The 26034-nt window shown below is 49.4% G+C and carries 21 protein-coding genes; 13 read left to right on the forward strand and 8 right to left on the reverse strand.

The window, feature by feature from the left end:
• Positions 1-134 precede the first annotated feature (134 nt).
• The 4 genes from yajC to CVT49_04505 are packed head-to-tail and all read left to right on the forward strand — an operon-like array spanning position 135 to position 3496.
• On the forward strand, positions 135-428 hold the full coding sequence (gene yajC, locus CVT49_04490) for a preprotein translocase subunit YajC (protein PKK84231.1): 294 nt from the start codon (positions 135-137) through the stop codon (positions 426-428).
• 16 nt (positions 429-444) lie between these two features.
• Positions 445-963, forward strand: coding sequence for a peptide deformylase (gene def / locus CVT49_04495; GenBank protein ID PKK84232.1), 519 nt, complete (start codon positions 445-447; stop codon positions 961-963).
• Positions 964-996: 33 nt separating this feature from the next.
• Positions 997-1953: a methionyl-tRNA formyltransferase gene (locus CVT49_04500; protein PKK84233.1), complete on the forward strand. Its 957-nt coding sequence runs from the start codon at positions 997-999 to the stop codon at positions 1951-1953.
• Between the two features lies 1 nt (position 1954).
• Positions 1955-3496, forward strand: coding sequence for a hypothetical protein (locus CVT49_04505; protein ID PKK84234.1), 1542 nt, complete (start codon positions 1955-1957; stop codon positions 3494-3496).
• 22 nt (positions 3497-3518) lie between these two features.
• Here the strand turns inward: CVT49_04505 and CVT49_04510 are convergent, their stop codons facing one another.
• From CVT49_04510 to CVT49_04520, 3 genes are all read right to left on the reverse strand, one after another.
• Positions 3519-3752, reverse strand: a complete 234-nt coding sequence (locus CVT49_04510) for a hypothetical protein (GenBank protein ID PKK84235.1) — start codon at positions 3750-3752, stop codon at positions 3519-3521.
• A gap of 583 nt (positions 3753-4335) precedes the next feature.
• The gene (locus tag CVT49_04515) at positions 4336-5166 is read right to left on the reverse strand and encodes a hypothetical protein (GenBank protein ID PKK84236.1); all 831 of its coding nucleotides are present in this window, start codon (positions 5164-5166) and stop codon (positions 4336-4338) included.
• 105 nt (positions 5167-5271) lie between these two features.
• Positions 5272-5475 carry a hypothetical protein gene (locus CVT49_04520; GenBank protein PKK84237.1) on the reverse strand — a complete coding sequence of 68 codons (204 nt, stop codon included), beginning with the start codon at positions 5473-5475 and terminating at the stop codon, positions 5272-5274.
• Between the two features lie 430 nt (positions 5476-5905).
• Between CVT49_04520 and CVT49_04525 the strand changes: the two genes are divergently transcribed.
• Positions 5906-7279, forward strand: coding sequence for a hypothetical protein (locus CVT49_04525; GenBank protein ID PKK84238.1), 1374 nt, complete (start codon positions 5906-5908; stop codon positions 7277-7279).
• 4 nt (positions 7280-7283) lie between these two features.
• Here the strand turns inward: CVT49_04525 and CVT49_04530 are convergent, their stop codons facing one another.
• Positions 7284-8270, reverse strand: coding sequence for a hypothetical protein (locus CVT49_04530; protein PKK84239.1), 987 nt, complete (start codon positions 8268-8270; stop codon positions 7284-7286).
• A 336-nt stretch (positions 8271-8606) separates the two neighbouring features.
• Between CVT49_04530 and CVT49_04535 the strand changes: the two genes are divergently transcribed.
• The 6 genes from CVT49_04535 to CVT49_04560 all read left to right on the forward strand — a co-directional run bounded on the left by CVT49_04535 (position 8607) and on the right by CVT49_04560 (position 15413).
• On the forward strand, positions 8607-9101 hold the full coding sequence (locus CVT49_04535) for an RNA polymerase subunit sigma-24 (protein PKK84273.1): 495 nt from the start codon (positions 8607-8609) through the stop codon (positions 9099-9101).
• 19 nt (positions 9102-9120) lie between these two features.
• Positions 9121-10185, forward strand: a complete 1065-nt coding sequence (locus CVT49_04540; GenBank protein ID PKK84240.1) for a hypothetical protein — start codon at positions 9121-9123, stop codon at positions 10183-10185.
• Positions 10186-10194: 9 nt separating this feature from the next.
• Positions 10195-11544 carry a hypothetical protein gene (locus CVT49_04545; GenBank protein ID PKK84241.1) on the forward strand — a complete coding sequence of 450 codons (1350 nt, stop codon included), beginning with the start codon at positions 10195-10197 and terminating at the stop codon, positions 11542-11544.
• Positions 11545-11577: 33 nt separating this feature from the next.
• On the forward strand, positions 11578-12432 hold the full coding sequence (locus tag CVT49_04550; protein ID PKK84242.1) for a hypothetical protein: 855 nt from the start codon (positions 11578-11580) through the stop codon (positions 12430-12432).
• Between the two features lie 176 nt (positions 12433-12608).
• The gene (locus tag CVT49_04555; GenBank protein ID PKK84243.1) at positions 12609-13982 is read left to right on the forward strand and encodes a peptidase S1; all 1374 of its coding nucleotides are present in this window, start codon (positions 12609-12611) and stop codon (positions 13980-13982) included.
• A gap of 33 nt (positions 13983-14015) precedes the next feature.
• Positions 14016-15413 (forward strand): hypothetical protein, encoded by a 1398-nt coding sequence (locus CVT49_04560; GenBank protein ID PKK84244.1) that lies wholly within the window; start codon positions 14016-14018, stop codon positions 15411-15413.
• Positions 15414-15452: 39 nt separating this feature from the next.
• On the opposite strand, the gene CVT49_04565 is transcribed toward CVT49_04560, so the two are convergent.
• Positions 15453-17789: a hypothetical protein gene (locus CVT49_04565; GenBank protein PKK84245.1), complete on the reverse strand. Its 2337-nt coding sequence runs from the start codon at positions 17787-17789 to the stop codon at positions 15453-15455.
• A gap of 90 nt (positions 17790-17879) precedes the next feature.
• The gene (locus tag CVT49_04570; GenBank protein PKK84246.1) at positions 17880-18995 is read right to left on the reverse strand and encodes a hypothetical protein; all 1116 of its coding nucleotides are present in this window, start codon (positions 18993-18995) and stop codon (positions 17880-17882) included.
• Positions 18996-19156: 161 nt separating this feature from the next.
• Between CVT49_04570 and CVT49_04575 the strand changes: the two genes are divergently transcribed.
• Complete coding sequence (locus tag CVT49_04575) at positions 19157-20512, forward strand: Trk system potassium transporter TrkA (protein PKK84247.1); 1356 nt, start codon at positions 19157-19159, stop codon at positions 20510-20512.
• 14 nt (positions 20513-20526) lie between these two features.
• Positions 20527-22128: a potassium transporter gene (locus tag CVT49_04580; GenBank protein ID PKK84248.1), complete on the forward strand. Its 1602-nt coding sequence runs from the start codon at positions 20527-20529 to the stop codon at positions 22126-22128.
• A 16-nt stretch (positions 22129-22144) separates the two neighbouring features.
• Here CVT49_04580 and CVT49_04585 read toward each other — a convergent pair whose 3' ends face one another.
• Positions 22145-24028, reverse strand: coding sequence for a hypothetical protein (locus tag CVT49_04585; GenBank protein PKK84249.1), 1884 nt, complete (start codon positions 24026-24028; stop codon positions 22145-22147).
• A 10-nt stretch (positions 24029-24038) separates the two neighbouring features.
• A complete protein-coding gene (locus tag CVT49_04590) occupies positions 24039-25994 on the reverse strand; it encodes a hypothetical protein (GenBank protein ID PKK84250.1) in 1956 nt (651 codons plus the stop codon).
• Positions 25995-26034: the final 40 nt, after the last annotated feature.

Consider the following 26034-nt stretch of genomic DNA (forward strand, 5'->3'; position numbering starts at 1 on the left):
CCATAGAATAAAAGTGTTGCTCAAAAAAGTGGATAGTGTATATTGTGACGATAAAATTTTCCTGTTCAGAAATTGAGCAGGCTGACGATAAAATTATTAAGGAGTAAAAGTTGCATAACTTTTTACTGTTTTTTATGGGAGGCCCCGAAGCCTCACAGGGCGGGGGTTCGTTCTTTGCAACCTGGGGTATATTAATCCCGCTATTCCTGATTATGTATCTGTTACTTATCAGGCCCCAGCGGAAAAGACAAAAGGAGCACGAGAAATTGCTTACGGAGTTGAAAAAAGGCGATAAAGTGGTGACCAACAGCGGTATTTTTGGCAGCATTTTCGCCATTTATGACGACAAAAACAAGATCGTGCTCAAAATTACCGATGAAGTTAAAATTGAAGTTCTGAAGTCCTCCATTGCGGGTAAGGTGGACTGAAAGTTAGGGAGTTTTTGTGGCAGACAGGCCGATAGTTTATTACGGCGACCCGGTTCTAAGGGAAGAAGCTGAAGCAATCCAGGAAGTTGACCGGGAGACAAAAGATTTGGTGAGCGATATGATCGCCGCCCTTAAAGATGCCGGCGGGTTGGGCCTGGCGGCGCCTCAGGTAGGCGTTCCCAGGAGAATTTTTATCATCGATTTGACATCGATTGATTTAACCGAATCCATAAAAGTTTTCATCAATCCCAAAATTATATATACCTCCGAAGAAGAGGTTGTATTGGAAGAAGGCTGCCTTTCATTTCCGGGAATATTTCAACGTATTCAAAGGCCGGAAGTGGTTAGAGTCCGGGCGACCGATCTTGAGGGAAAGGAATTCACACTCGAGGCATCCGGAATGCTGGCTCGGGCAATCCAGCATGAAAATGACCATCTTAACGGCGTCTTGTTTATTGATTATTTTTCGCCGTTATCCCGGGCACTGGTTAAGGGTAAGCTCAATAAACTTAGGAAAATGGCCGCCGCGTCATAACCTTTCGGTTATCCTGCCACAACCGAAATCCATATGAATCTCGTTTTTATGGGCACGCCGGAAATCGCCCGGCGAGCACTTGAGTATTTGTATAACAATACAAATCACAAATTACTGGCGGTTGTAACCGGCCCCGACAGGCCGGCCGGCCGCGGTTTGAAGCTGATTCCATCGCCGGTAAAAACAACGGCCGTAAAGCTGGGCGTTCCCGTCTTTACGCCCGAAGCTTTGAAAGATCCGGAATTTATCGACCGCATGAAAGAAATCGACGCCGATATATTTATCGTCGTTGCCTTTCGCATCCTGCCGGCCGAGCTTTTCACGATTCCGCCCAAGGGCTCAATTAACCTCCATGGCTCGCTGCTTCCCAAATACCGCGGGGCGGCCCCCATCAATTGGGCCATTATCAACGGTGAGACCGAAACCGGCCTGACCACTTTTTTCCTGAAAAAATCAGTCGATACCGGCAATATCATTTATCAGGAAAAAATAAAAATCGAACCGGACGACAATTTCAGCGCTCTATATGAAAAAATGGCTGAAATGGCCGGCCCGGTCATCGAAAAAACTCTGGATTTGATCGCATCCGATCAAATCGAACCGATTAAACAGGATGATTCCCTGGCCACTCCGGCCCCGAAAATATCCCCGTTTGACTGCCTCATCGACTGGGGCTTCCCGGCCAAAAATGTGGTCGATTTCATTCGGGGTATGGCAACCACGCCCGGCGCCTACACCTATTTCAAGGACAGCAAACTTAAGGTTCTCCGTGCGGTTAATGCCGGCATCGACCCTAAGGAAAAACTGCGGCCGGGACAAATCATTCCTGACAAACATAAGTTGTTGATTGCCGTCGCCGACGGAGCCGTCGAAATAACCGAACTGCTCCCTCAGGGAAAATCAAAAATAAGCGGCAATCAGTTCTTGAGAGGCTATAAACCGGCCGACAAAGAAATTTTTGGCGAAATGCCGAAAGGGGTTACAAACTGAAATGAAGAAAGAGATTCTGGTCAACTGCTCCGAATATGAAACCAGAATTGCGATCATGGAAGACGACAAGCTGGTCGAGATGTATCTTGAACGGCCCCAGTCCGAGAGATTAGTCGGCAATATCTACAAGGGCAAAATCAAGACGGTCCTGCCGGGCATGCAGGCCGCCTTCATCGACATCGGCTTCGAAAAAGCGGCTTTTCTGCACGCTTCCGATATCGGATCGATTTCTCCTCACGAGACTCGCTTCGATCCCGAATTCGTCGATGAGGACCCGCCCGAAAAAATCGTCCGCAAAAGCCGCCGTGCCGGCATCGAAACGGTTCTCAAAGAGGGCCAGGACGTTCTCGTCCAGGTCATCAAGGAACCGATTTCGACCAAGGGCCCGCGCGTTACCACCGAAGTCTCGATACCGGGACGATACCTGGTGCTGGTGCCGGATGACGATCATGTTCGCGTTTCCAAGAGAATCTCCAGCTGGAACGAAAAGCGGAGACTGAAAAAAGTGGTCAATCCGCTGCGTCCCGAAGGATTCGGCGTGATTGTCAGAACCGAGGGCGAAGAAAAAAACGAGCCCGATTTCCGGTCCGACATCAAGCGCCTCGTGAAACTCTGGGCGCACCTTAAAAAGGCCAAAGAAACGCTGCCCGCGCCGTCGGTGATTCACAAGGAAGAGGAAATGATCACGTCGATCATCAGGGATATTTTCACTGATGATGTCACCCGCCTGCTGGTCGATGACCGCCGCGAGTACCGGACGATCATGTCCTACATGCGTCATGTCATGCCGCACTTGAAAGACCGCGTCGAAATGTACAAGGGCGACACCCAGTTATTCGACCTGTACAAGCTGGAGCCCGAAATTGAAAAAATGCTCGAGCGTAAAGTCTGGATCAAAAAAGGATCCTACCTTGTCATCGACCAGACCGAAGCCCTCATGACAATCGACGTCAACACCGGCCGCTTTGTCGGCAAAGGTGACCAGGAGACGACCATCCTGCGGACCAACCTCGAAGCGGTCAAAGAGATCTCCCGCCAGATCCGCCTGCGCGATATCGGCGGCCTGATCGTCTGCGACTTCATCGACATGACCAACCGCGGCAACCGCCAGCGGCTCAGCGATGAGTTCCGGAATGCCTTCAAAAACGACCGCGCCAAAAGGTCGATTCTCCCCGTCAACGAATTCGGACTGGTCGAGATGACCCGCGAGCGCATCCGCCCTTCGCTGACCCATCAGTTCTCCGAACCGTGCCCGCACTGTCATGGTTTCGGGCGCATCACCTCGCGCGACACGGTCGCCGTCAAAATCGAGCGCTGGTTCAACCGCGCCAAAATCGACGGCCGCTTCAAGAAATTCGACCTGGTGGTTAATCCGATGATGGCCGAGACGCTGGTCGGCAACGGCGCCAACCGCATCGGGAAAATCATGAAAATGCATAGTCTCAAAATTAACATCGTCCGCGACACGATCATCCCGACGCAGGAATTCAAGGTGTATGATCCGGCGCAAAACCTCGAGTTGACCGAGACGTACAAGGGCTGACATTCATATTACGGAGCAAACTCTAAGGCAGGCGCCGCGCCTGCCTTTTTTTATTTGCAATCTGCGCGCGGTGGGTCGCCGCCCCTAAGATATCATTTCCACCCGCCTTGGCGGTATTGGTGCCCCACAGCTTGCTGTGGGTTTGTATCTTACAAAACAGTAGCCGGGCCGAGCCTGAAATGCACCGAAGACCAATAAAGCGTCTCTGCCTTTTTAAAAACCCGATTGATTCCCGCTTTGGCCAGATTATTGCCATTGCAATCGAACCCACAGCAAGCTGTGGGGCACCCCGGCCGGTGTCCTGTCCCTACCGTTATTTGGCGGGCATACCGCCGCGGCGGGTTTCCGTTCGCACCAAACAGAGTATCCACAATCCACATTTTTGACGCACCCATAGCCATAATTCTATTCACACCCCTCTATAATACCCCCTGCGGACGGAATTAACATCAAGGTGATGGTGATTTTGCAAAGAAACATGGTTTAAGAAACCCGGAGCGGAGCTCCGGGCCACGCCAGCCGCGCCAAATTTATTTGGGGCGGGGCTTTTAAAAACACATCCCCAAACAAGTTTGGGAATGCCACCCGGTCGCCCACAATTATACCTTATTGGGGGCGAACCATTTTTCTCCGGGGAATAGGTTTTTATTTATTTTAAAAACGCAAAAACAAAGCCAATTCCTTGTAAGCAAAATGAGGAATTCGAGTTACAAGGAAATTTCCGGCCGGTTTTATGGGGTCAAAACTTCAATTTGTATGTAATTTTGTCGGGGAATATCGCAGAAGGAATGTCGGGTTGCTCGCTTATTCGCCTGCGCTCAGGCGCTCGTAACACCGACCTACCTTAGACTCGATTTCTTATTATTCAAAATGGCGGGGAGCCAGTCGGTGACGATCAGATTCTGGAGTAAGATGGCGGCGGCCATGTTGGGGTGGACATCATCCCCTTCATATTCGGCCCTGATACAGGCGTACCTGGGGTCGCCGTAAATCTTCTGGACCGTGGCATCATAGAAGGACCAGGTATGAAAATTGGGATAATTGTCCAAATCCTGAAGGGTGTCGAGCCAGAAAGCGTTCCAGGCCATGCAATTGTGTTTATCCACCGAATCCATAACGACACCATATCTTCCGTCATATTTGACCGGCGTTTCCATGATATAAATAAAATCAATATCGCTGTAAAGAGCCGCCGAATCGCGCCACCGGAAAGCCTGATTGCGATACGAGGCCAGACTGTCATCGGACATCTCGACATAAATCAGCGGCCCGTATTTGAACCAGAGCATGTCGAAATCGGTGATATCGATCAATGTGTCGGGGTTCGGGATGGTATCGACAACGGTATCGACCAGCAGGAATCCGCCCTTGATACTGTCTTTGGTCATGGAGATGCCTTCCCAGAATCGGGTCAGGTGATGAATGTACATGTTGTTGATCGAATAGTTATAAATATCGTGCTGGGGATGCATCCAGCCGCAAACATGATTGGAGCTGTCGAAATCATCGGTCCGCCACCCGGCCCATGTCTCCCAGGGCGCGGTATTGGTCCGGTAATCCCACATGCGTATAAGCAGGTCATGCGCCTTGCCCAGGCTGTCAAGCCGGGATTTAAGGCCGGCAGCGGTATTATGCAGAATATATTGCCCGATAGAACTATGCTGCCACATAATCGAGAGGGTGTTGGGGCATGGCGCCGAGCCTCCCCTGTAAAGGTAATTAATAAGATAGGTGATATCCAACAGATTAATACTGCCGGAGTTATTGACATCGGCTCATGCCGTCGGCGGCTTCTCGCCACAGTCCGGGGCCGGGCCGTATTTGTAGAGATAACAGATAAGATAGCTGGCATCCAGAATATTGACGGCGCCGGAATCATCAACATCCCCGCACACGTTTGCAATCGATATCACGGGCAGCAACAGAATAATCAGGCCCAGAATCGCTGCCGGCACTCTTATCATAATAAAGTCTCTCATTCGATTTATTATACCGCCAAATCAGCAGGTGGTTCAGCCTGCCCCAATCGGCAATATATCTTGCCCAACAGATACAGAAAAGATACGAGATATATATGAGTTGGCAAGGGGAAAATGTTATGGCATTTTTGTTGACTATAACTGTCAGATCGCAAGCTCGATAAATCTAGGTCTCTTCAAGAATTCAGGATCTTTGACAAGATCTGACAGAACATTAATGCCAGGCAATTAATAATGTTTGAGGATGCCGCGAAAATAAGAAAGCCGCCAGGAACCTTCTCCCCTCTTGAGAGGGGTGCCCGAAGGGCGGGGTGTGTTTTCCCTCAAGCATGGCTTGCACACCCCTGAAGCCCCCTCTCGATAGGGGACTTGAGAAGAAATCTATGGGCGGGGTTGAGGAGTTTATTATGTTCTTGATTTCAAGGCCGTTGTGGATTTAATTTCGGTATCTATGAAAAAACCGAATTTGAATTCAGCCATCTTCGCCGCGCTCCTGATAATCTATATAATCGGGCAGTTCCTGATCGGGACCTGGCAGCCGGCCGAGAAACGCTTCATATACAATGCCCCGGCCGATGTCGATTTTTTGTACTACGGCGCCATTATCAACTCGCTGACCGATAAAATGCCGCCGCAAAATCCGGCTTTTGCCGGCGTCAAACTAACCCAGCCGTTTATTCAATATTATCCGGCGGCATTATTGGCAAAAATTATCAATCCGTATAACACCATCCGCATTCTCAATTTGCTTTATGTCATCCTTTTCTGGTTGCTTTTCAGGAGCCTATTTCCAAACCGATACGGCCTGCCGCTGATTATCCTGTTTGCGTCATCGGTTTTCGCGGTTGATCTGAATTCGCTGGGCGTGGATCTTATCGCCCGCGGGTTCACCCATGCGCCGTTTATTATCCTTCTGGCGGCGGCCATATTTTGCAAAAGACTGCCCGTCCGTCTTTTTGCGATTTTCGGCGCGGCGCTTATTAACGGCTACTCGATGCTCATGGTGGTGCCGTTTCTGGCGGTCATGGCAATCCTCAACCGGAAGCGCGAAGACATTTTCATCCTGGTTTCTTCCATACTCGGAACATTGGCGGCCTCGCTGATTGTCTCATCGGCGGTGACCGAAAGACCCTTCTATTTTGTCATCACCGAAGGTTTTTATTTCGATCCGATCGAGATTATCAAACATGCCGCGCCGTTCATTGTCCTTTCGGTCTTTTACAAGCATCGCGACATGACCATACTGCTGGCGGTGGCGCTGTTATTCGGATCGTTTATTCATTACAATCCCTTCTTTCCGATTTTCATGGCCTATTTCTGCGGGGCGATGATTGTCGCCGCGGGGCAGCCGCGGCTGCCGAGAGCGGAGATCCTGGCTTACCTGATAACGGCGGTGCTGTTTGTCGGATTTGTATCAGCGGCCCGGGCCAAGTATGATCCGGCCAAGGGCGGATATTACCCCCGGCATGATATCCGGCTGGACAAGGCGATGGCATGGATCGCAGATAATACCGGTGATACCGACTGTTTTATGGCGGTGACGGCCGAAAACAACGATCTGGCGCTGGTTATGCAGGAGCGCCCGGTGTATCTCGGGTATATCGGTCATGTGGCGCATCTTGGTTTGTCATGGCAGGAGCGGTACAATAATATCACGAAGACATACCGGATGAATCTTGCGCCCGATGAAGTGGATTATATTTTCTACGGCCCGGTGGAAAAAAAATATTTTCCCAATGCCCGGCCGTCTTTCCCGGTTGTTTTTCAGGATGAAAATGTCGTGATATATAAAGCGCGGCGCTGACTCTCTATTTGCCCTTGATCAGTTCCATGATATAATCCCAGAATGAAATCAACAGCAGAATAATAAAGGCGATCAGGACCACCCAGTTCCACGAGTCCTTCGGTTTCTTTCTGTCGTAAGTATCATAATCGGGAGCGACCTTGAAATAGCTTAGTTCGTTGATGATTTCATCGACACTCTGGTAACGATGCACCGGATTTTTGTCGAGCATTTTCATGATAATCCGGTTCAGTCGTTCCGGGATTTCGGGGTTGAAAGTGAGCGGCGGCTGCGGAGTGATCGATTTTATCACTTCGGCAACGCTCTTGCCGCTGTCGCCTATGAAGGGCTGACGGCGGGCGGTCATGGTGTAAATGAGAATCCCGAGCGAGAAGATATTCGAGCGTTCGTCGATATCTCTGAAACTTACCTGCTCGGGTGACATGAACGAGACAATATCGAACGGCAGCGAATCGATATCGCCGGCGGCGGTAATCGAGGTGTCGATCATGCTGAAATTAATGAATTTGACCTGTTTTTCGCGGGTGACGACGACCTGCTCGGGAATCATGAGCTGTGCCAGCATCCGGTTGTCATGAAGTGCCTTAATTCCGGCACAGAGTTGTCGCGATATTTCGACGGCGCCGTCGATCGAAAGACGGCCGCTTTGCATCATCTGCCTCAGGGTCAACCCTTCGGCGTATTCCATGACAATGTAATCCCGGCCTTCAAGGCGGCCGACTTCAAAAACCTCCAGCAGATTAGGATGCTTTATTTCATGGGCCCTCTCGGCGCCCTTGATCATAATATCGCGGATTTCCTTTTCGGCTCGGTCGTCATCAAACAGCAGTTTAAGCGTGACTTTTTGCTTATTCCAGGTATCTTCGGCCAGATAAACCGTGCCCAAAGCGGTGGCGCCGATTTTTCGGATAATTTCGTAATGAGATATTCTGGCTCCGGCACTCAAAGTGCCGGCGGGGCCGTTTTTTTTATTCCGGGCGTTCCAAGGCATAGCCTCATTCCTCACTGGTTTTATCGTATGGTCCTGTTTTCAAGATACATTGGGGCAGCCTGAAAACAACAATAATATCCTACTTTAAAGGTCGGGGCGGTTTGGGTCGCTTGTAGAAAACTACGATTTTCGCGGCAAAACCTGGATGTGAAAGAGGCCGGAAGTCTAAATATTTTAATTGTTTAATGACGGGCTATTTCTTATAATCCAAAGGTTATGTTGAAACCGCATAATACCGGTAAACGTAAATTGTACCAAAGGGTTTAATTGGCGGCAGACGATAAGATATTGATCGAGAGCGCCCTGGGGGGGGACCAAAGCGCTTACAAGCAACTGATGACCCGGCATCAGTCGGCCATTTTTCATATTGTTTTCAAGATTGTCCGGGATAAGGAAACCGCGGCCGATTTGGTACAGGAGACGTTTATGAAAGCATTTTCATCACTGGCGACCTATCGCGCCGAGTACAAGTTTTCCACATGGCTTTATCGTATAGGCGCCAACTGCGCGATCGATCACTTGAGAAAGCAAAAAATCCGGACTCTTTCGCTTGACGCACCGACCGAAACGGCGGACGGTACGATCGAGATGGAAGTTCCCGATGATTCCTATAATCCCGAACGGGACCTTCTTGAACGTGAACGAAAAATCTCTATCAACGACGCCATTGACTCCCTGCCGGAAAAATATCGAATGGTTATCGTTTACCGTCATAAAGACAATAAATCTTATGAAGAGATTGCCGAGGCATTGAATATACCGATTGGAACGGTCAAGGCCCGAATTTTCCGGGCAAGGGAATTATTGAAGAAGAAATTGCGGCCTTTTTAGCATTTTAAGAGTGACCGATATGAAGAGAATTCTGCCATATTTGCTGGGATTAGTCCTGTTTTTTGGTATTGACGCCGCCGGCAAGACTTTCAGTTTTGAATATCAGAAAATAGTTGAGGTTCCCGAAAAACCGGAGTTAATCATTAATAATTCGGCCGGGGATATCAAAATAACCGGGGCGCCGGTTGAAACCATAACAATTAATGCTATCAAGCATGTCCGGGCGGCGGAGCAGGACGAAGCGGAAGAGGTGGCCGAGCACATTGAAATCAAGGTGACGCAGGACCGGGGCAAAATTTCCATCAAGACAAACTTCCTTAAACTCAAGAGCCGGTCGGAGTCATTCTGGAGCAAGCTTTTTGGAAGCGGCGAGGATTCATTCGGCTCGGTCGATTTTGATATAACGGTGCCGCAAAGGTGCAAGTTAAGCGTGGATAATTCATCGGGGACAATTGCGATATCGGGAGTATCAGGTGATGTAACCGCTACGGGCGTATCGGATAAGATGACGCTTCAGGATATTTACGGCGATTTGGTTCTGAATATGATGACCGGTGATGTCACCCTGACCAGTATAACCGGGCGGGCCGATATAACGACCGGCGGATCAAATATTGATTTTACATCGATTACCGGCGCAGTTGATATACATTCGACCTCGGGAATAAAGAAAGGCTTATATATTTCAGGGCCGGTGACAATCTCGCAAACATCAGGGGCCGTGGATATCGCATATCTAAACGGCGACCTGCAGCTTCGTTCCACATCAGGAAAAGTCACCGTCGGGCAGGAAGAAGGCACGATCAGTATTCAAACACACACCGGCGATGTTGAAATAAAGACAGAACTGTTTTCGGACAAGGATTTTTACGTTTCAACCACCACGGGCTCAATTATTTTCAGCCTTCCCGAAACGACTTCGGGAAAAGTGCGTATAGAAACAAGCAGTGGACAGATTATAACCAAGCTGCCCGTTTCGATTGAGTCGGTAACGCAAAACAAACTGACGGGCAGTTTTGGGAGCGGCGGGCCGCAGATTACGTTGATAACGGAATCCGGCGATATTACCGTTACGGAATATTAGGAGTCGTCGATGACAGGGTCGTTTAAGACATTCTGGAAAATATCAGGGGCGATTATCGTGATTGCCCTGATACTGCCTTTTTATATATTTGCGGCAGCTCCTTCCGATAATGAAAAGACCCCGCTTAAAGACTCATCTGCTATCCGTGAGATGAAGGATGAGAAAGCCGCTGCCGATGAAGAAAGGCTGCTCCTGGAAGCTGAGACCCGCCGGCTGGCTGGTCAGAAAGGTGACACTGTTTTCACGGAAATACATGTTTCTCCCGACGGCGCCTATGCAATCGACAGTGCCGGTAATGAATGGGAATATGATTTTACGCAGGACAAGTTTATAACCGAGGAATTTGATAAGACCGGGACCAAGACAGTCTTTGGCAAAAAGCGCCCGGCTCCGCCTGTTCCGCCCGCTCTCGACGAAAAGCAGCTCGAGGAAATCGCCAAAAAGATGGAAAAAGCAAAGAGCATGAAGGGGCTCAAATTCGGGTCGGTTTTGATCGACACCGACGAAAAGGTTCGCGGCCCGATTATAGCCATGGGAGCCGTGACGGTGAGAGGGAAAGTTATCGGCGATGTCTTTTCGTATCAAAAGATTACGGTGACCTCAACCGGCCAGATAACCGGCAATGCCCGGGCTCCGGAAATTGTCAAAATGCGCGGCGGGATTATTTTGGGTGACCGGCTGGAGCAGGATTTCTTTCAAATGCCGCCCGATATTGAAGACATTTTCAAGGGCAAGTCATTTTCCGAAAATTCTTATGTCGCCCTGATTGCCAATACTATCATATATTTTGTTCTCTTAATCCTGTGCCTGCTGGCCATAGCCATTTTTTCGCGGCCTGTCGACCGCGTAAAAGTCTGTCTTCAGAAAAGTTTCTTCAAGTCATTTTTTGCCGGTCTGCTAATCTGGGTTGCCTATACCCCGGTTATGGGCCTTTTGGTACTGACTATTATCGGCATACCGGTGGCCCTGATAGCAATGCCGATTTTAGTGACGCTGGCGGCAATTCTCGGAGTAATCGGGTTCAGCCAGTTAGTGGGCGAAAAAATGTCGAAATACATCGGCGGTATCTCCAAATCGCAAGTGTGGCAGGTTCTTCTCGGTATTACGCTTCTGGAAGTATTCTGGATTTTGATGTCACTCTTTTATATTAAACCAGGAGGCGTCGGAGAAGGCTTCGCCATTCTATTCATGGTGCTTTCGATAATTATATGGTCCATAGCGGTGACAGCCGGCGTCGGCGCCGTCTTCCTGACCCGTTATGGTCGCAGAGAGTGTAAAGCTTCCATCGATATTGAAATCAGAATTGACGGCGTCAAACCGCCGCCACCGACGCCGCCGCCATTGAGCCCGGACAAATAAAAATAACCTGAATTTTGATAGTCAGGAGTCGCTATGTTTGTAAGAATAAGCATTGCCGTAATATCAGTTATCCTGATAATATCCGGCGCACTATCGGCGGGGGTGCTGGAAAAAGAGAGCTTTATTTTCCCGAAAGATGATATCGAGAAGGTCGTAATTCATGCCGATTTGGGCGCGGGCAGGTTCAGCATCAAGCCGGCCGACATGGAAGAGATATTCAAAGCGGATGTGGAATACAGTGCTCGGAGGTTAAGAGTTTTTGCCGATTATGAAAAGGAGGGCGGGACCGGCTATATCGATTTCGGTTCCGATCTAAGCTGGAAAAAGGAATTCGACACTAAAGATAATATGTGGGACATCATCTTATCCAATCGCTACCCGGCCGAAATGGAGATTGATATCAGCGCCTGCGAGGCGGACTTTGACCTGGGTGGGATTCCAATTACCTATCTCGATTTCGACCTGGGCGCGGCCGACGGCAAACTGGACTTCAGCAAACCAAACCCGGACATAGCCGACAAGGTCAATTTTGATGCCGGAGCGGGTAAATTCGAAATATCCAACCTCGGAAACCTCAATTTCAGGCGGCTGTACCTTGATGGCGGAGCAGGTAAATTCGAGATCGACTTTTCGGGTAAATATACCATGAGATCCAGAGCAAAAATATCTCTCGGGTTGGCCTCAACCGTCATCTATATACCGCGCGGAGTTCCCTTCAGCATCGAGGCCGACGACAGTTTCCTGTCATCGATGGATTTCGATGAACTGGAGCAGTTCGAAGTTGACAAAGGTTTTTATGAATCTGACGATTATGAATCATCGGATATCGGCCTGGAGCTTGAAGTCAATGTCGGTGTCGGATCGGTGGAGTTCCGATGGGCGGATTGATTCTTTTAGGAGTTTTGAAGAGCCATCCCAACCGGGGATGGCTTTTTTTTCGAACTTTAATACCGATAAAGTGTTAAATAATAGCTTGAAATGGAGTTAAAAGTTTTTTATTGTCATATGATATATTATTCGCGACTGTCGTCAGCAGGTCGTATAAACAATTGTCGAGGTAACTGATGAGAAAATCTTTCCTGTTTTTGGTGCTTTTGGCATTAACGTTCAAAGTCGGCCTGGCCGAAGTTTCGCCATTACAAAAAGAAATATTTATGGCGCGAGATAAGGTTCTTCCCGCGCTTGTGCATATACAACCGGTCATAACCGATTTCAGAACCGGCAAAATGAGAAAGCAATCGGTGGTCGGTTCCGGGGTCATTTTTCACAAAGACGGCTATGTCGTCACCAACTACCATGTCGCCGGCAAAGCCGAACGGATTATTTGCACCATGCCCGATAAAGAGCAGGTCAAGGCCGAATTGATCGGCGGCGATCCATTGACAGATATTGCCGTAATTAAACTTGACCTTTCGGAGTACTCCGGGAGTATTCAGGTTGTTGAATTCGGCGATTCCGACCAGCTTCAGGTGGGACAATATGTCCTGGCCATGGGTTCCCCCCTGGCCCTGGCGCGCTCGGTATCATGTGGTGTCATTTCCACCACCGACCGCTATTTTCCGGGAGAAACGCGGCTTCCCTCAGGCGAGAAGACCGGCATTTACAACAACTGGATCCAGACCGATGCGGCTATAAATCCGGGAAATTCGGGCGGACCGCTGGTTGATTTGAACGGGAAGATTGTCGGCATCAATTCCCGGGCGACCCTGTTCGCCAACAACATCGGGTTTTCGATTCCGATTAACATCGTCAAAGAAGTCATCAAAAATATCCTGGAAAAGGGAAAGGTGACCAGAAGCTGGATCGGCGTGCAGTGCCAGGAACTTCAGAATCTGGAATCATGGTTCGGGACGGAGATTAATGAAGGGGTCTTGGTCTCGTCGATCGACTCCAAATCACCCGCCGAAGAGGCCGGACTGAGGGCCGGTGATATTATTCTTAAAATGGATCAGCAGCCGGTCTCGGCGAGATTCGCCGAGGAACTTCCGGCCTTCTATAAAAAAGTCGCCGATCATCCGATCGGCAGCAATATCGAGATGACCATTTTGCGCAAAGACAAGACCATATATGTCAATGTCGAGACACATGAACTGGGTGAAATTCTCGGCGAGGACCTGGAATGTAAGGAGTGGGGATTCACGGTGAAGGGAATTACCAAACAGATGGCGGTCGAAAATCTGCTTGAGGATACTCTCGGCGTCTTTGTCTCCGGGGTCAAGCGCGTCGGCGCCGCCGCCGATGCGGGGCTTCTGCGCGGCGATATTATTCAGGGTCTTAATGAACAGCCGACACTAACGTTTGAGAAGTTCTTCAAAACATATAACGAAGTGATTGTAGCCGGTCTTGAAAAAGTTCTGTTAACGGTAAAGCGTTCCGGAAGTACTAAGTTTGTGCTTATAAAGGTAAATAATCATAAAACGGCGGAAGAAAATAAATAAAGGAGCAATAAGGTGAGGTTGATAGTTTCATTGATGATTGTACTTCTGTCGTTCGGCACGCTGTCGGCGCAGAATTTTAATTTTGATAAAATTTACGGCGAGGCGTCCCAATATACGGTGGCGGTCAACCTGGTTATCGAGGTTTCCTTCGGGACACAGACGACCGAGGCAAAAAATCGCGGCATCGGCAGTATTGTCGGCTCGGATGGATTGGTGATGTTTGACGGTACCCCGATCGACAGCGATGATCCCTTCTCGATCATGTCGGGCATGCAGGTCAGCGCCAATCCCAAGAGCATTGAAGTGGTCATGATGGACGGAACCAAATACCCGGCCGAGTTTATCGGGATTGATCGTTTCACCAAAATCGGCTTTTGCCGGATTATTTCGGAAGACAAGAAAAAATTCCCGTCCGTAAAGTTCAAGGACAGAAAAAGCTTCAGGGTCGGTGAGTGGCTGGCCCTGTACACATTGCTTCCCGAATATGTTTCGCCGCAATTGGGCGCCGATATCGGATTGGTTTCGGCCAACATTAACGAGCCGGAGCAGTTTATTTTGACGGCAGGATTCAACGAACTTGAAATTACATCGATTTTATATGACACTTCCGGGGCACCGGTGGGGATTCTGGGCGATCTTGAAAATCCGGCTCTGTCCGGTTTCGATGCTTCGCGTATGATGGAATCATTCTCCAATATGGAGGATTTTGTACCGCTGCTGGGGGTTGTTGAAGCGGACCGGCTGAACAAATTGATTAAGGATCCTCCCAAACTTGGAAAAATCGACCGCGGCTGGCTGGGCATATATCTTCAGGCTTTAACACCGGATATCGCTGAATTCTGGAACGTCGGCACCAAGGGCGGTATAATCGTGAATGAAGTCGTCAAGGATTCTCCGGCCGATTCGGCGGGAATGCTGACCGGTGATATCATTTTCGAACTCGAAGGACACCCGGTCGAGGTCAACAAGGAGGAGAATCTTCCGGTCTTCCAAAAGAAAATATCCGAACTGGGGGCGGGGGCATCGGTCGCCATGACGATCCTTAGACGGGCCGAGAATGGTCTTGACACTCTGGGATTGACCGTCACTCTGGCCCCGGCGCCGATATCACCGGCGGAGGCGCCCGAGTATGAAGACAATAATTTCGAGATGAAAATCCGTGATATGGTATTTGCCGATTACAATATTTTCAATCTCGACCGAGATTTCAAGGGTGTGGTCATAAAGGAGATCGAACCGGGAAGCTGGGGCGCGGTCGGCGGAATCTTTCCGGGCGACATAATTCAGTCAATCGATGGCGTCAAGACCGATTCGGTTGAGGACGCGCGGGTGGCTCTGGAAAAGGTCGATACCGAGCGTCCGGCTGAAGTGGTTTTCTTCATCTGGCGCGACAGCAAGACACTTTTCATAAATATCAAAACCGACTGGTAAAATTCCTGACCGTCGGCCGGGTTAACCGACCAACGGTTTTTATTCCAGGTAGCTTTCAAGATTTTTATAGAATTCGGTCTCTTCGGCTGAGTTGTGAATAAGATAGCCGACCCCGGAGGCATTAAGCATTCCAGCATACGAGATAAAGAAATTGTACTTACGCTCCACGAGGCTGAGTTCATTCGACGAGGCATACTTCTCGACCGCCAGCAGGTCAAGGGTCGTGAGTTGCCCCGCTTTGAATTTTTTATAACTTGCTGTGAGATTGTCCGAGGCAAGATTTTTGGTGAAGTAACTCATCGGAAGCGTCGATACCTGTGCCAGCAGTTTCTCGACCGCGGCCACGATCGTCTCCATGCGTTCGAATCGGATCATGTCTTTCTTGTAGAGCCGCTCATCCATCCCCGCTTTGAGTGAGGCTTGGTTGTGTTTCCATTGGGAACCGGACAAAAGCGGTATAGTCAGGTATCCGCCGATGGTCCAGGAATCGTTGTTGCGGCCGTATTCAGGTTCATATTCATCACTGTACGAATATTTCCCGCGCAAGGTGAGTTCCGGTAAGTACCTTCGGCTGCTTTTTGCGATCAAATCGCGTTGAATTTCGATCGACAATGCGGCCACCTGCATCTCAGTCGAATTGTTGATGCCAGTCCGGACCAGGTAATCCTCGAACTTTTTCTGTTTCTCAATATTTGCGGTATAATTATCGAATTTGCGGGCCATGGCAACCATGATTTCCGGCGCGAAATCGGTGTCATCGAGAACGACGATTTCATCGCCGGGCCGATTTAAGAGAACATTAAGGACCACGCGGGATACACGCAATTCCGAATTTGCATCATGCAAGAGCATCTTTGCGGAAACCAAGCGCTCCTGCAGGATTAAGATGTCGAGAGTATCGGCATGACCGATCCGGGCGTTGGTCAGGGTCATTTCCCAGTACTGGCGGAGCCGGTCGATTTTATCTTCAATCGCCCGAACCTTTTCCCCGTTTTCGAGGACCGATATATAAGCTGTAGTGATGGCATATTTGAGATCGAGTTCGGCCTGCCTGAGGTTGGCTTCCTCTATTTGCAGATTTTTTTGAGCAATATGGACCGCCTTGACGGCCGCGTATGAGAATAATTTCTGATCGAGGATGATATCGGCTGAGAACTCGCGGTTCAGGATATCGTTGTAAACGGCCGCCGAGCTTTCATTATCAGATGCAGCAGCTTCCAGATTCAGCCTGATATCGGGATAGAACGCCGAATAGGCTTTTCCGGCCGCGGCTATCGCTTTTTGATAGAGAGCCTTGTTTCCCAGCATCGAAACATTCTCACGCAGCGCCTGGTCGATGGCTGCAGCCAGGGTGTATTTCGGCGCCTCTTCACCGGGCAGGGCCGGAATGGTTCTGGCATTATTGATATTGCTGCGATCGAAATTAATATTGAGTTTTCGGGCGGATTCAAGGTTAAGGCACATGGCGGGGGCCTCATTGATGACGGTCGGAAGCGAAGCCGGGACGGCGCCATGGATAATCTGCATAATTTTATAGGCGGTAAACCGGGCCAGCGGCAGATCGGGCCGGACGCAGTTGGCGGCGGTGGCGCCTTTTTCAAGAAGCAGGTAACCTTCCGACGTGAAGGTCGGCACGCGAGCCATTATGGTTTCGCTGAGAAACTGCTGCATCTGTTCCAGCTCCATTCCCCACATGGGCGGGAGATAGAGAGCATCGCATTGATCCTGAATATTGGCGAAGGAAAGAAAAAAGCTGAACAGGCCTTCGGGCGAATAATCCTCGGCCGAGACAATACGGGCATTGAAACGGTCGGCGGCCAGGGCCAGTCTCGATTTCACGGCGGCGGACTCATCGGCCGACGGGAAATAAAGACAGCCGATTCTTCTCGGCGAGAATAATTTCTGAATGGTTTCGATATCCGACTCGATTTTGCCGGGGTGATAATTTACGGTCAAATTTTCCGCGATCGGCCGGCCAAAAGCGTCAATCAGCCCCTGATCCAGAGGGTCAAACTGGCTGATACCGACAATGGCCCCTATGTAGCCGGCCTCGAGTAAATCTTCCACCACCCACGGTCCGGCGGCGATCACGATATCGATGTCCTTCATCCGGGTGTAATCGCGGCCATAGGAGCGGCAGATATCGCGCTTCCACTCGGCGCTCCGATAGCCCTGCGGCTCGAAGACAATATCCAGGCTGTCGCCGGCCATTTGCTCCAGCTCGGCTTTAATCGCGTTATTGAGAACCTTGTGAGAATAATACTGCCCGCCTTCGAAGTAGCCCATTCGGATGATTCTCCTGGTATTCTGGGCGCTGCCGGACGAGGCCGACAGTATGACAAGAACAAATATATACACTATCAACTTTTTCAGCATATCAACAACCTCTATGTAATTTACATATTTATAGGTTATACCAAGATAAGGTAAAATGTTCAGGTTTTCAACTCATATGGAAGACCGGGATTAAATCAATCGGTAGGCCATAAAAAGCGGAAAGAGCACGTTTAATGATATAATCAGGCCCAGGACGATATAACCCGCTTTAAGCCAGAGCGGTTTTGCGGAAGCCGCAATAATCATATAGGCCGGAAATATGATCAGGTAGTGCCGGTAAATCGACATCGTCGTGCCGGTTGTCAGCGAAAAAAGGTAAAGAACAAGGGCGGTTATCCAGAGTTCTTTCTTCAGCCGGAACGGCATAAAAAGCAGAAAAATCAGCCCATACCAGATTATAGCCAGGTTTTCCGGGCCAAAGATCGGTTCCTTGAACAGGTTTTTCAGCATTATCCAGAAGGGAAAGGCCCAGGTTCGGTCATACTTGGCCTGAAAATGCAGCTGCAGGAAGAAATCATCAAACTTGAAATAAAAATAGGTCCAGAGCAGAAGCAGGCCTAATCCAAAAGGAATCAAATTTCCGAAAAGAGACGCCCACTTAGAAATTGGTTTTTCGGAACCGCCGGATTTCTTATGTTCGGCCAGATACCAGACCAACGGAATCACGGCAATCAGGATGCCGGTGGGGTATGTCAGCGACAGGGCCATGGCTGTCAGGAAGAGAACAATGCTTCTGGTTATTCCCTCGGGCCGGTACAGCATTATCAAATAAACCATGAACAGAAGCATAAATAGCGCATAGGGGAAGCCGGTCAGCAGGTAAAATGAAGCCGGCCCGCAGGCCAGCGCCGTAAGCGTGATTATGGCTGCTTTCAGACCATAGTGACGAAGCATGAAATGGAACAGGAGAACAAAAGAAATAAAGACAAAAGCAAAGGTCAGCCCGATGAACGTATATTTCGAGGAGCCCCCGAGCATGGGCCGGAACAACTTCACCACCAGCGGCCACATCGGATACCATCCCGAATTGCCGCATATGTCCCCGGCCCGGCCGTCAACGCCGGGAGTGCAAGGGTGCACATCATAGCCGGTCTCGGAAATATCCAGATAATGTTTAACATCCCAGACCGGCAGGAAGAAATACTGGTTGTTCCGTTTCTCGGATATGCCCACATATATGGCCGTAAAGGCCAGATATATCAAAACGGGAATCAGATATATTTTAATTGTTTTGATATTAATCACTTCAATGTTTAAGAATGATGTAAATTGTCATTTTGGCAACTCTTTTTTTCGCGAAAATCGTAATACGAGGGAGATTAATACTTGTTGACAATCAGGGTGGCGATGAATATTAATGGGAATTGATCGGAGGTAAACCGGAGTATGGCTGGGGAATCTGATAAATGAAAATTATTATAGTCGGAGGCGGGGTCGTCGGTTATAGTCTGGCGGAGCATCTTGTGCAGGGCCATCACGATATCTCGCTGATAGAGGTTGACTCGAAAGCCTGTCAGGATATCACCGAACGGCTGGATATAAAGATAATTTGCGGCAGCGGCAGTTCTCCCCGGCTTCTGGAAGACGCCGGTATCAAGGGGGCCGACATGATATTGGCCGTAACGCCCATCGACGAACTCAATATTCTGGTCTGCGCCATCGCCCGGCAGTATAAAGTCCCGACCCGTATCGCGCGGATCCGCAGCAATGAGTTCCGCAGCGAGGATGCCGGCATCGATATCAGCGAAATGGGCGTGACCCTGGTGATCGATCCCGAGAGTGTTCTGGTTGATTCCATAACGCAATTTGTCGAGACGCCCGGCGCCACCGATGCGGCCAATTTCCAGCACGGGAATGTCTTGATGCGGGGCTATACGGTCACTGAAGAGATGTCGATTGCCCACAAAAAACTCCGTGAAATCCGCCAGGATACCCATGATCACCCCATGCTTTTTATCGCCATCGTTCGCGAGGGTAAAGCGGTGATTCCCGACGGCGATTATGTCGTCAATCCCGGTGATGACATTTTCGGGATTTTTCCGCGGTCGTCACTTGATACCTATCTCGGCCTGTTCAACAGAACCAGAAAGGATGTGGACAATGTCATTATCAGCGGCGACAGCCTTACCGCCATTCTGCTGGCGGACGCTCTTCAGAAATTTGTCCCCAAGGTGGTGCTGGTCGATCCTAATGCGGATCATGCCCGGCACGCCGCCGATATATTGAACAATGTCGAGATAATTCACGGTGAATGCACCGACTCGGCCATACTCAATGAAGTCTATGTCCGGAATGCCAAATTCTTTATCGGAGTGGCGCGGGAGACGGATTATAATATTATGTCGGCGCTTCTGGCCAAGGCGGAAGGCGCCCGCGAGGTGATCGCCGTTTCTGCCGAGGGTCAGCACGACCGGCTCTTTACATCGATCGGTATCGATCACGTCATCCAGCCGAGGCTGGCCATCGCCCGCGAGATTTTGGAAGCCATCAATCGCGGAGAGATCGGGCGGCTGACGAGAATCAGGGATCTCGACATCGAGGCCATTCGAATCACGGCGGGTGAAGGAAGCCCCATCACCGGCAGGCCGCTTCAGCACGTTCGCAGCAAAATTCAGAAAGGTTCGATCATCGGGACAATCCTGCGCGGCGATGAAATGATCATTCCTGATGGCAACACCATCATCGAGCCGGGCGATCAGATGATTCTTATTACATATTCAAAAGATGTTTCGCGGGCCAAGAAATTATTTAAATCCCGATAGCGTCCAGGTAAAAGATGAATAAGAAAACGGTCTTCTATGTTATCGGCAAGTTAATGATTGTCATGGCCGGAATCCTGCTGGTGCCGCTGGCGATTTCATTTTACTACGATTTTCCCGAGAGTATTTCACACCTGTTCCATGATCCCGAAAAGATCGGTTTTGTCATATCCATCATTCTTTCGGCGCTGGCCGGTTTTACGCTCGCGACAGTATTCAGGTCCGATAAAGAACTCGAGGGAATCAAGGAAGGCTTTGCCATTGTCACGCTGGGCTGGGTGACTCTGGCATTCTGGGGGGCAATACCGTTCTTTGTATATTTCATTTCGGGCTCGGGCGACTGCACGTTCGGCCTGATGATCCGTTGTTTCACCGATGCCTACTTCGAGATTTGCAGCGGTTTCACGACCACCGGGGCAACCATCCTGAACGATATCGAAATCGTTCCGAAGGGTCTGCTGTTCTGGCGGTCACTGACCCACTGGCTGGGCGGCATGGGTATTATCACGCTGGCCATCGCCATTTTCCCGGCCATGGGAGTCTCCGGGTACCATATGTTCAGGGGCGAGGTTCCCGGCCCGACAGCCGAGCGGATTCAACCGCGTCTGGCGCAGACAGCCGCGATACTGTGGGGGGTATATGCCCTGCTATCGGCGATAGAGACGGGACTGCTGATGTTTGGCGGCATGGATCTGTTCGACGCGCTGTGCCATACCTTCGGAACCATGGCCACAGGCGGTTTTTCCACCAGGAACGCGTCGATCGGCTATTATAACAGCAATTATATTGACTGGGTAATTACTATTTTCATGTTTCTGGCCGGAGTCAATTTCCTGATTCACTACCGGGTCCTGCGCGGCAATTTTTCCGATTTGAAAACAAATAAGGAATTCGTTTTTTATACATCGACCATCCTGATAACTATTGTTGTCTTCACCGGTATTCTTTACTGGGCCGGTATCAAGCCGACCGAAAAAGCGGCCGAACATTTTCAGCATCAGCCTCGCACATTTGAACATTTCGGGCGGCATGTGGCATCCGAGGAGGCCAAAGTGGCCACGGTTTACGGATCGGTACGCCAATCGGCCTTTCAAGTTGTTTCCATCGTTACTACAACCGGCTATGGTACGGCGGATTTCGATCTGTGGCCCGATTTCTGCCGTTTCGCCCTACTGTTTCTGATGTTCTGGGGTGGCTGCGCGGGCTCGACCGGCGGCGGTATGAAAATGGTCCGGATAATGGTAGTCCTCAAGGTCGGCTGGCGCGAATTGAAAAAAATGATCAAACCTCATTTAGTAGCGCCGCTGAAAATAGGCGGCATCAGTATGGATGAACAACGGGTGATAAATATCGGGGCCTTCTTTATCTTATTCATCGTTATTTTTGTGGCCTGCTCGCTGGTCATGACCTTATTCATTCCCGATCTGGTGACATCGATTGCAACGGTTGCGGCCACCATGGGGAATATCGGTCCCGGCCTTAACGGTGTCGGCTCGACTCAAACCTACGCCTGGATACCGGTGCCCGGCAAATGGGTGCTGATTATATGCATGCTGTTGGGAAGACTGGAAATATTTACGATTCTTCTGGCCCTGCGGCCGTCATTCTGGCAGAAATAGATTCCTGCACGCCCTATCAATTGACCTTTTTGTACAATTTAATATAGCTTGACAGCATTTCTTTCTTGCGGCTGCGGTAATTTTCAAAATTCTCGAACTGCTCGACCGGCAGGATATAATCGGTGAAGACACTGCTTAAACTCACTTTGATCGTATCCAACGCATTTTGGATTCGGCATGAGGATTTCCCCAGTGCAAATTCGACACTGTCGTCGGGCGGGATATAAATCGAATCGAGCTCAAGCAGCGTGTCCCAGGTTATTACGATATTTTCCCGAAATATATAGGGGTAGCCCCAGTCCACCGCTATATCGCGGCCATCCAGATCAAGAGTCTCGGAACTGCCCAGGGTTTCGAGAATATTGGGACTCAGGTAAATGACATTGTTCAACTCATCGACCTTCTTTTTGCCGACCGCGTCAAGGCCGATTTCCAGCGGCTGCTCGACCCCGCCGAGATTCATGATGGTGTAGTTATGAAGTTTGTAGCGCCTCTCCCCTCCCGGAAGCAAATCGGTGAGATAATTTTTGGTCTCATCATTATCAAGCATTCGGATCTTATCTTTTCGCGTCTGGGCATAATTGCCATAATATTTAATTTGAGTGTTGACCTTCATGGCGCCGGCGGCGCCGATAAACACCCGGCTCTCCTTGATAACTTGATTCTCTTCCGGATCGGCTGCAGGAGTGGCCGCAATTACGCCGCCGGTATCGGTGGCTATAACAACATTGATGTTCTCATCGCCATAGGGCAAATCACCGAAGGGACAGAAGGTGCAGGTAGGATCCATCCACAGCGTGTCATCATCGATAACTGAGACAACAAAAATATGATTGAAATTAAAGTCGGGGAAATCGAGATCCGTCAGACCTTCGCCCCTGGTCAGGGCCAGCACCGGATAGGCCGGGATATCGGCCAGCCGAAGTCGTGATATAAGCAGGGTCGATAAATCCTTGCAATCGCCGTAGCCGCGGGCCTGGGTCAGCGAAGCTTCGTATGGTTTCCAGCCGCCGACGCCGATCGAAACCGAGACATAACGGGTATTGTCTCGAAGTTCATCATAAATCGCCCTGGCCGTCGAAATTTTATCATTGGTTTCAGGCGGCGTCCATGAAAGCGCAACCGTTTCCTTCATCAGGCATGGCTCCGAAAGTTGCGAATACCAATTCCCCACATTTTTCCAGCTTTGCGCGTCAAATTGGGCGCCGCCAAGCTTAAATTTTTCGGCGATAAATGAAATTCGCCCGCCATCAGGACCGCCATAGGGCGCAAAATCGATTTCCTCAAGGGCGCGTATATTTTCCGCCTTCCAGGAATAAATTACCTTATCGCCTTCATTCTCAATGGACGGTTCGATGTCAACACCATAGCATTTATATTTGAAAGCGAAATCGGCCGGGCATATCAGCCGGTATGAGGCTTCTTTTACCGGAATATAATGCTGGAATTTTTGACCGCGCCAGAGAAACAGCGATTTGATATCGGTGTCATATTCATATTCCAGTGTGAAGGGATAACCGGGAAATGCATATTCCTTATAATAGGTGCAAACTTCGCTGTAGATCTGGAAACTATCTCCAAAACCGCAGGCTTTTTTCATATCCTTTTTATCATCTTCGACAATAACATTGCCGCCGGCATCTATCAATCTGACTTTCAGCCGTTTTATTTTCTCGAACGCACTTTCATGCCCAACGACACTGTTATAATCCATGCCGCGGGAATTCAATATAGTCACGCTGATTTTGGCGCGTAATTCGGCGTTGTCGCCTTTTATTTCGCATTCCCAGATTTTGTAATTATAATAAGCGTCGGCGCCGACGGTTATATCAGATATCTCAACACCATTCAGGATATAAGGAATTATTATGAGGAAAAATGCGGCCAGGTATTTAACCATACACGGCCGCCTATTCAGAGGCAATACTTACGACGACTTCATCTTCGACGGCGGATGTCGCCTGGATAAAAAATTCCCGCAATCTGGGATACAGTTGCTGTGGGAAAAAGGGTTTATCGACCGACAACTGACTGTTTATTATTATATGCTCGCCGTCAGACATGCAGTTTCGAGTATATGACGCTCCCGGTATTTCAAGCTGAATCGGCTCCGGCAGCGTCTGAGTGACATAATTATTGTCGAAGGCAATCTGAACGATGTTTTGATACACGAAAGGAAAGTTGAAATCCACCGGAAAGAATCTTTTTTCGCTTTTGAAGGGATTTTCGCGGAAATAATACTGCACCGGCTTAAGGACCATATTGTTATCCAGGCGCCTCACATAATCATTCAATGAATAAGTGATATCAATCTGCAGTATGCCGAGGCTGTCCTGTTTGTAGTTAGGCGAGTCCATGTCATAAGCGGCATCCAGCCTATCCAGAAGATAATCCTTCACAAATTCATCCGGTTGTTTCTCATCCCATCGCTCGCCGTAGCTGGATGCAAAATAACCGCAGAACTGCACCGAGGTGGAACATTTCACGGCACCGTCGGCGTCGACCGTCATATAAGTCATATCTTTCCGGTAAGCTTTGGTATCGTCAACCACGATCTTAACCAATTCCGATTTCCTGCCGTCAAGGAGCAATCCGCCCATGGCGCGCGATTCCGGCGGCAAAATCCCGAAGGGGCAGTAGCCGGAGGTGGCATCAAGATAATAAAAAGTGGGCTTTATATCCACGAAGGTGATGATTCGATTGAACTGCTGCGCCTGATACAGTTTGGGATTAAAGACAGTTTTGTCGCGGGTTCCGATCAGGACCGGCCAGGCCGAGAGTCCGGCCGATTTCAGCATCTGGGTCAGGAGAATATTTTTCTCATCACCCGTTCCGCATTTGTTGCCAAGCATGACCGATAATTTGTCATTAGAAAAATAATAACCTTTATCATCATCCTGAGTCTTGATTTCCCTGATGACATAATTATATATGGTTTTGGCCTTTTCAAGGGGATCGGTCAGCCCGGCGGTCAGGCTGTCGGCAAGTTTTTCGATATCTTTTCTCTTATCAATATATTCCTCGATGGAGAATTGAAATTTTTCTCCGATATCGGGCCAGCCTTTAATATAGTCCCATTTCGAGTGCGCCGTTTCATAGGAGACGAGTTGATTATAAATAGAGGCCAGGTAATTGTCGCGAAAGCTCATATAAGGTTCGTCGTTGACGGGCGGAAGATCGGTCAGTTTCCAGGTGAATTTCTGATTGCGGCGGCCATACATATCATCCGGGTTCGGAAGGTACTCCGTTTCCGGTTCGCGTTTTTCCGGCGGAATCTGGACGGTGGCCGATGAGTAAACGAATCCGGGATTGAGGATCAATGAAAATTCGGAGTAAAGAGTATATAAATCACTCTGGAAGTACCAAGCATCGAGGCGATGCAGCCTCTCGTTCGTGTTGATATATTTGTACTCGATGATGCAGCCGCTGTCGAGCGCGGGGAAGGCAAAAGTAGTATATTTATGTCCGCCCAGAGTCTTGGTAAAAAACTCATCCTTATCGACCTTGATTTTTTTCCCGTCGGGCGTGATGGTCTGTGCCTGCAGGTTCCTGATCCTGTCTTTCTCGTCATAACTGAACCCGATATCACCCGCTTCCTCGATACCCGCCCTGGTAAGAATCTTGATTCGAACATAGCGGTGCAATTCAACCCGTTCCACCGAGACTTCCATACGGCCGATATCGAACAATATTACGGCATTGGCCTCGGGATAATCCTCGGGAGGACCCTGTTGAAATTCTTCATCGGTGACTTTCCCCCATTTTTGTCCAAATGCCGACGAACAAAGCAATATTATGACCGCTGTTATAATAAACATGCATCTGAAACATGAAATATGGTCAGACATAACCAACCTTTTTTGCATTGACTATTTCAATTGTCCGGAGGCGTTTTGTAATTCGACG

It is taken from the genome of candidate division Zixibacteria bacterium HGW-Zixibacteria-1 (assembly GCA_002838945.1).
Taxonomy (GTDB): domain Bacteria; phylum Zixibacteria; class MSB-5A5; order GN15; family PGXB01; genus PGXB01.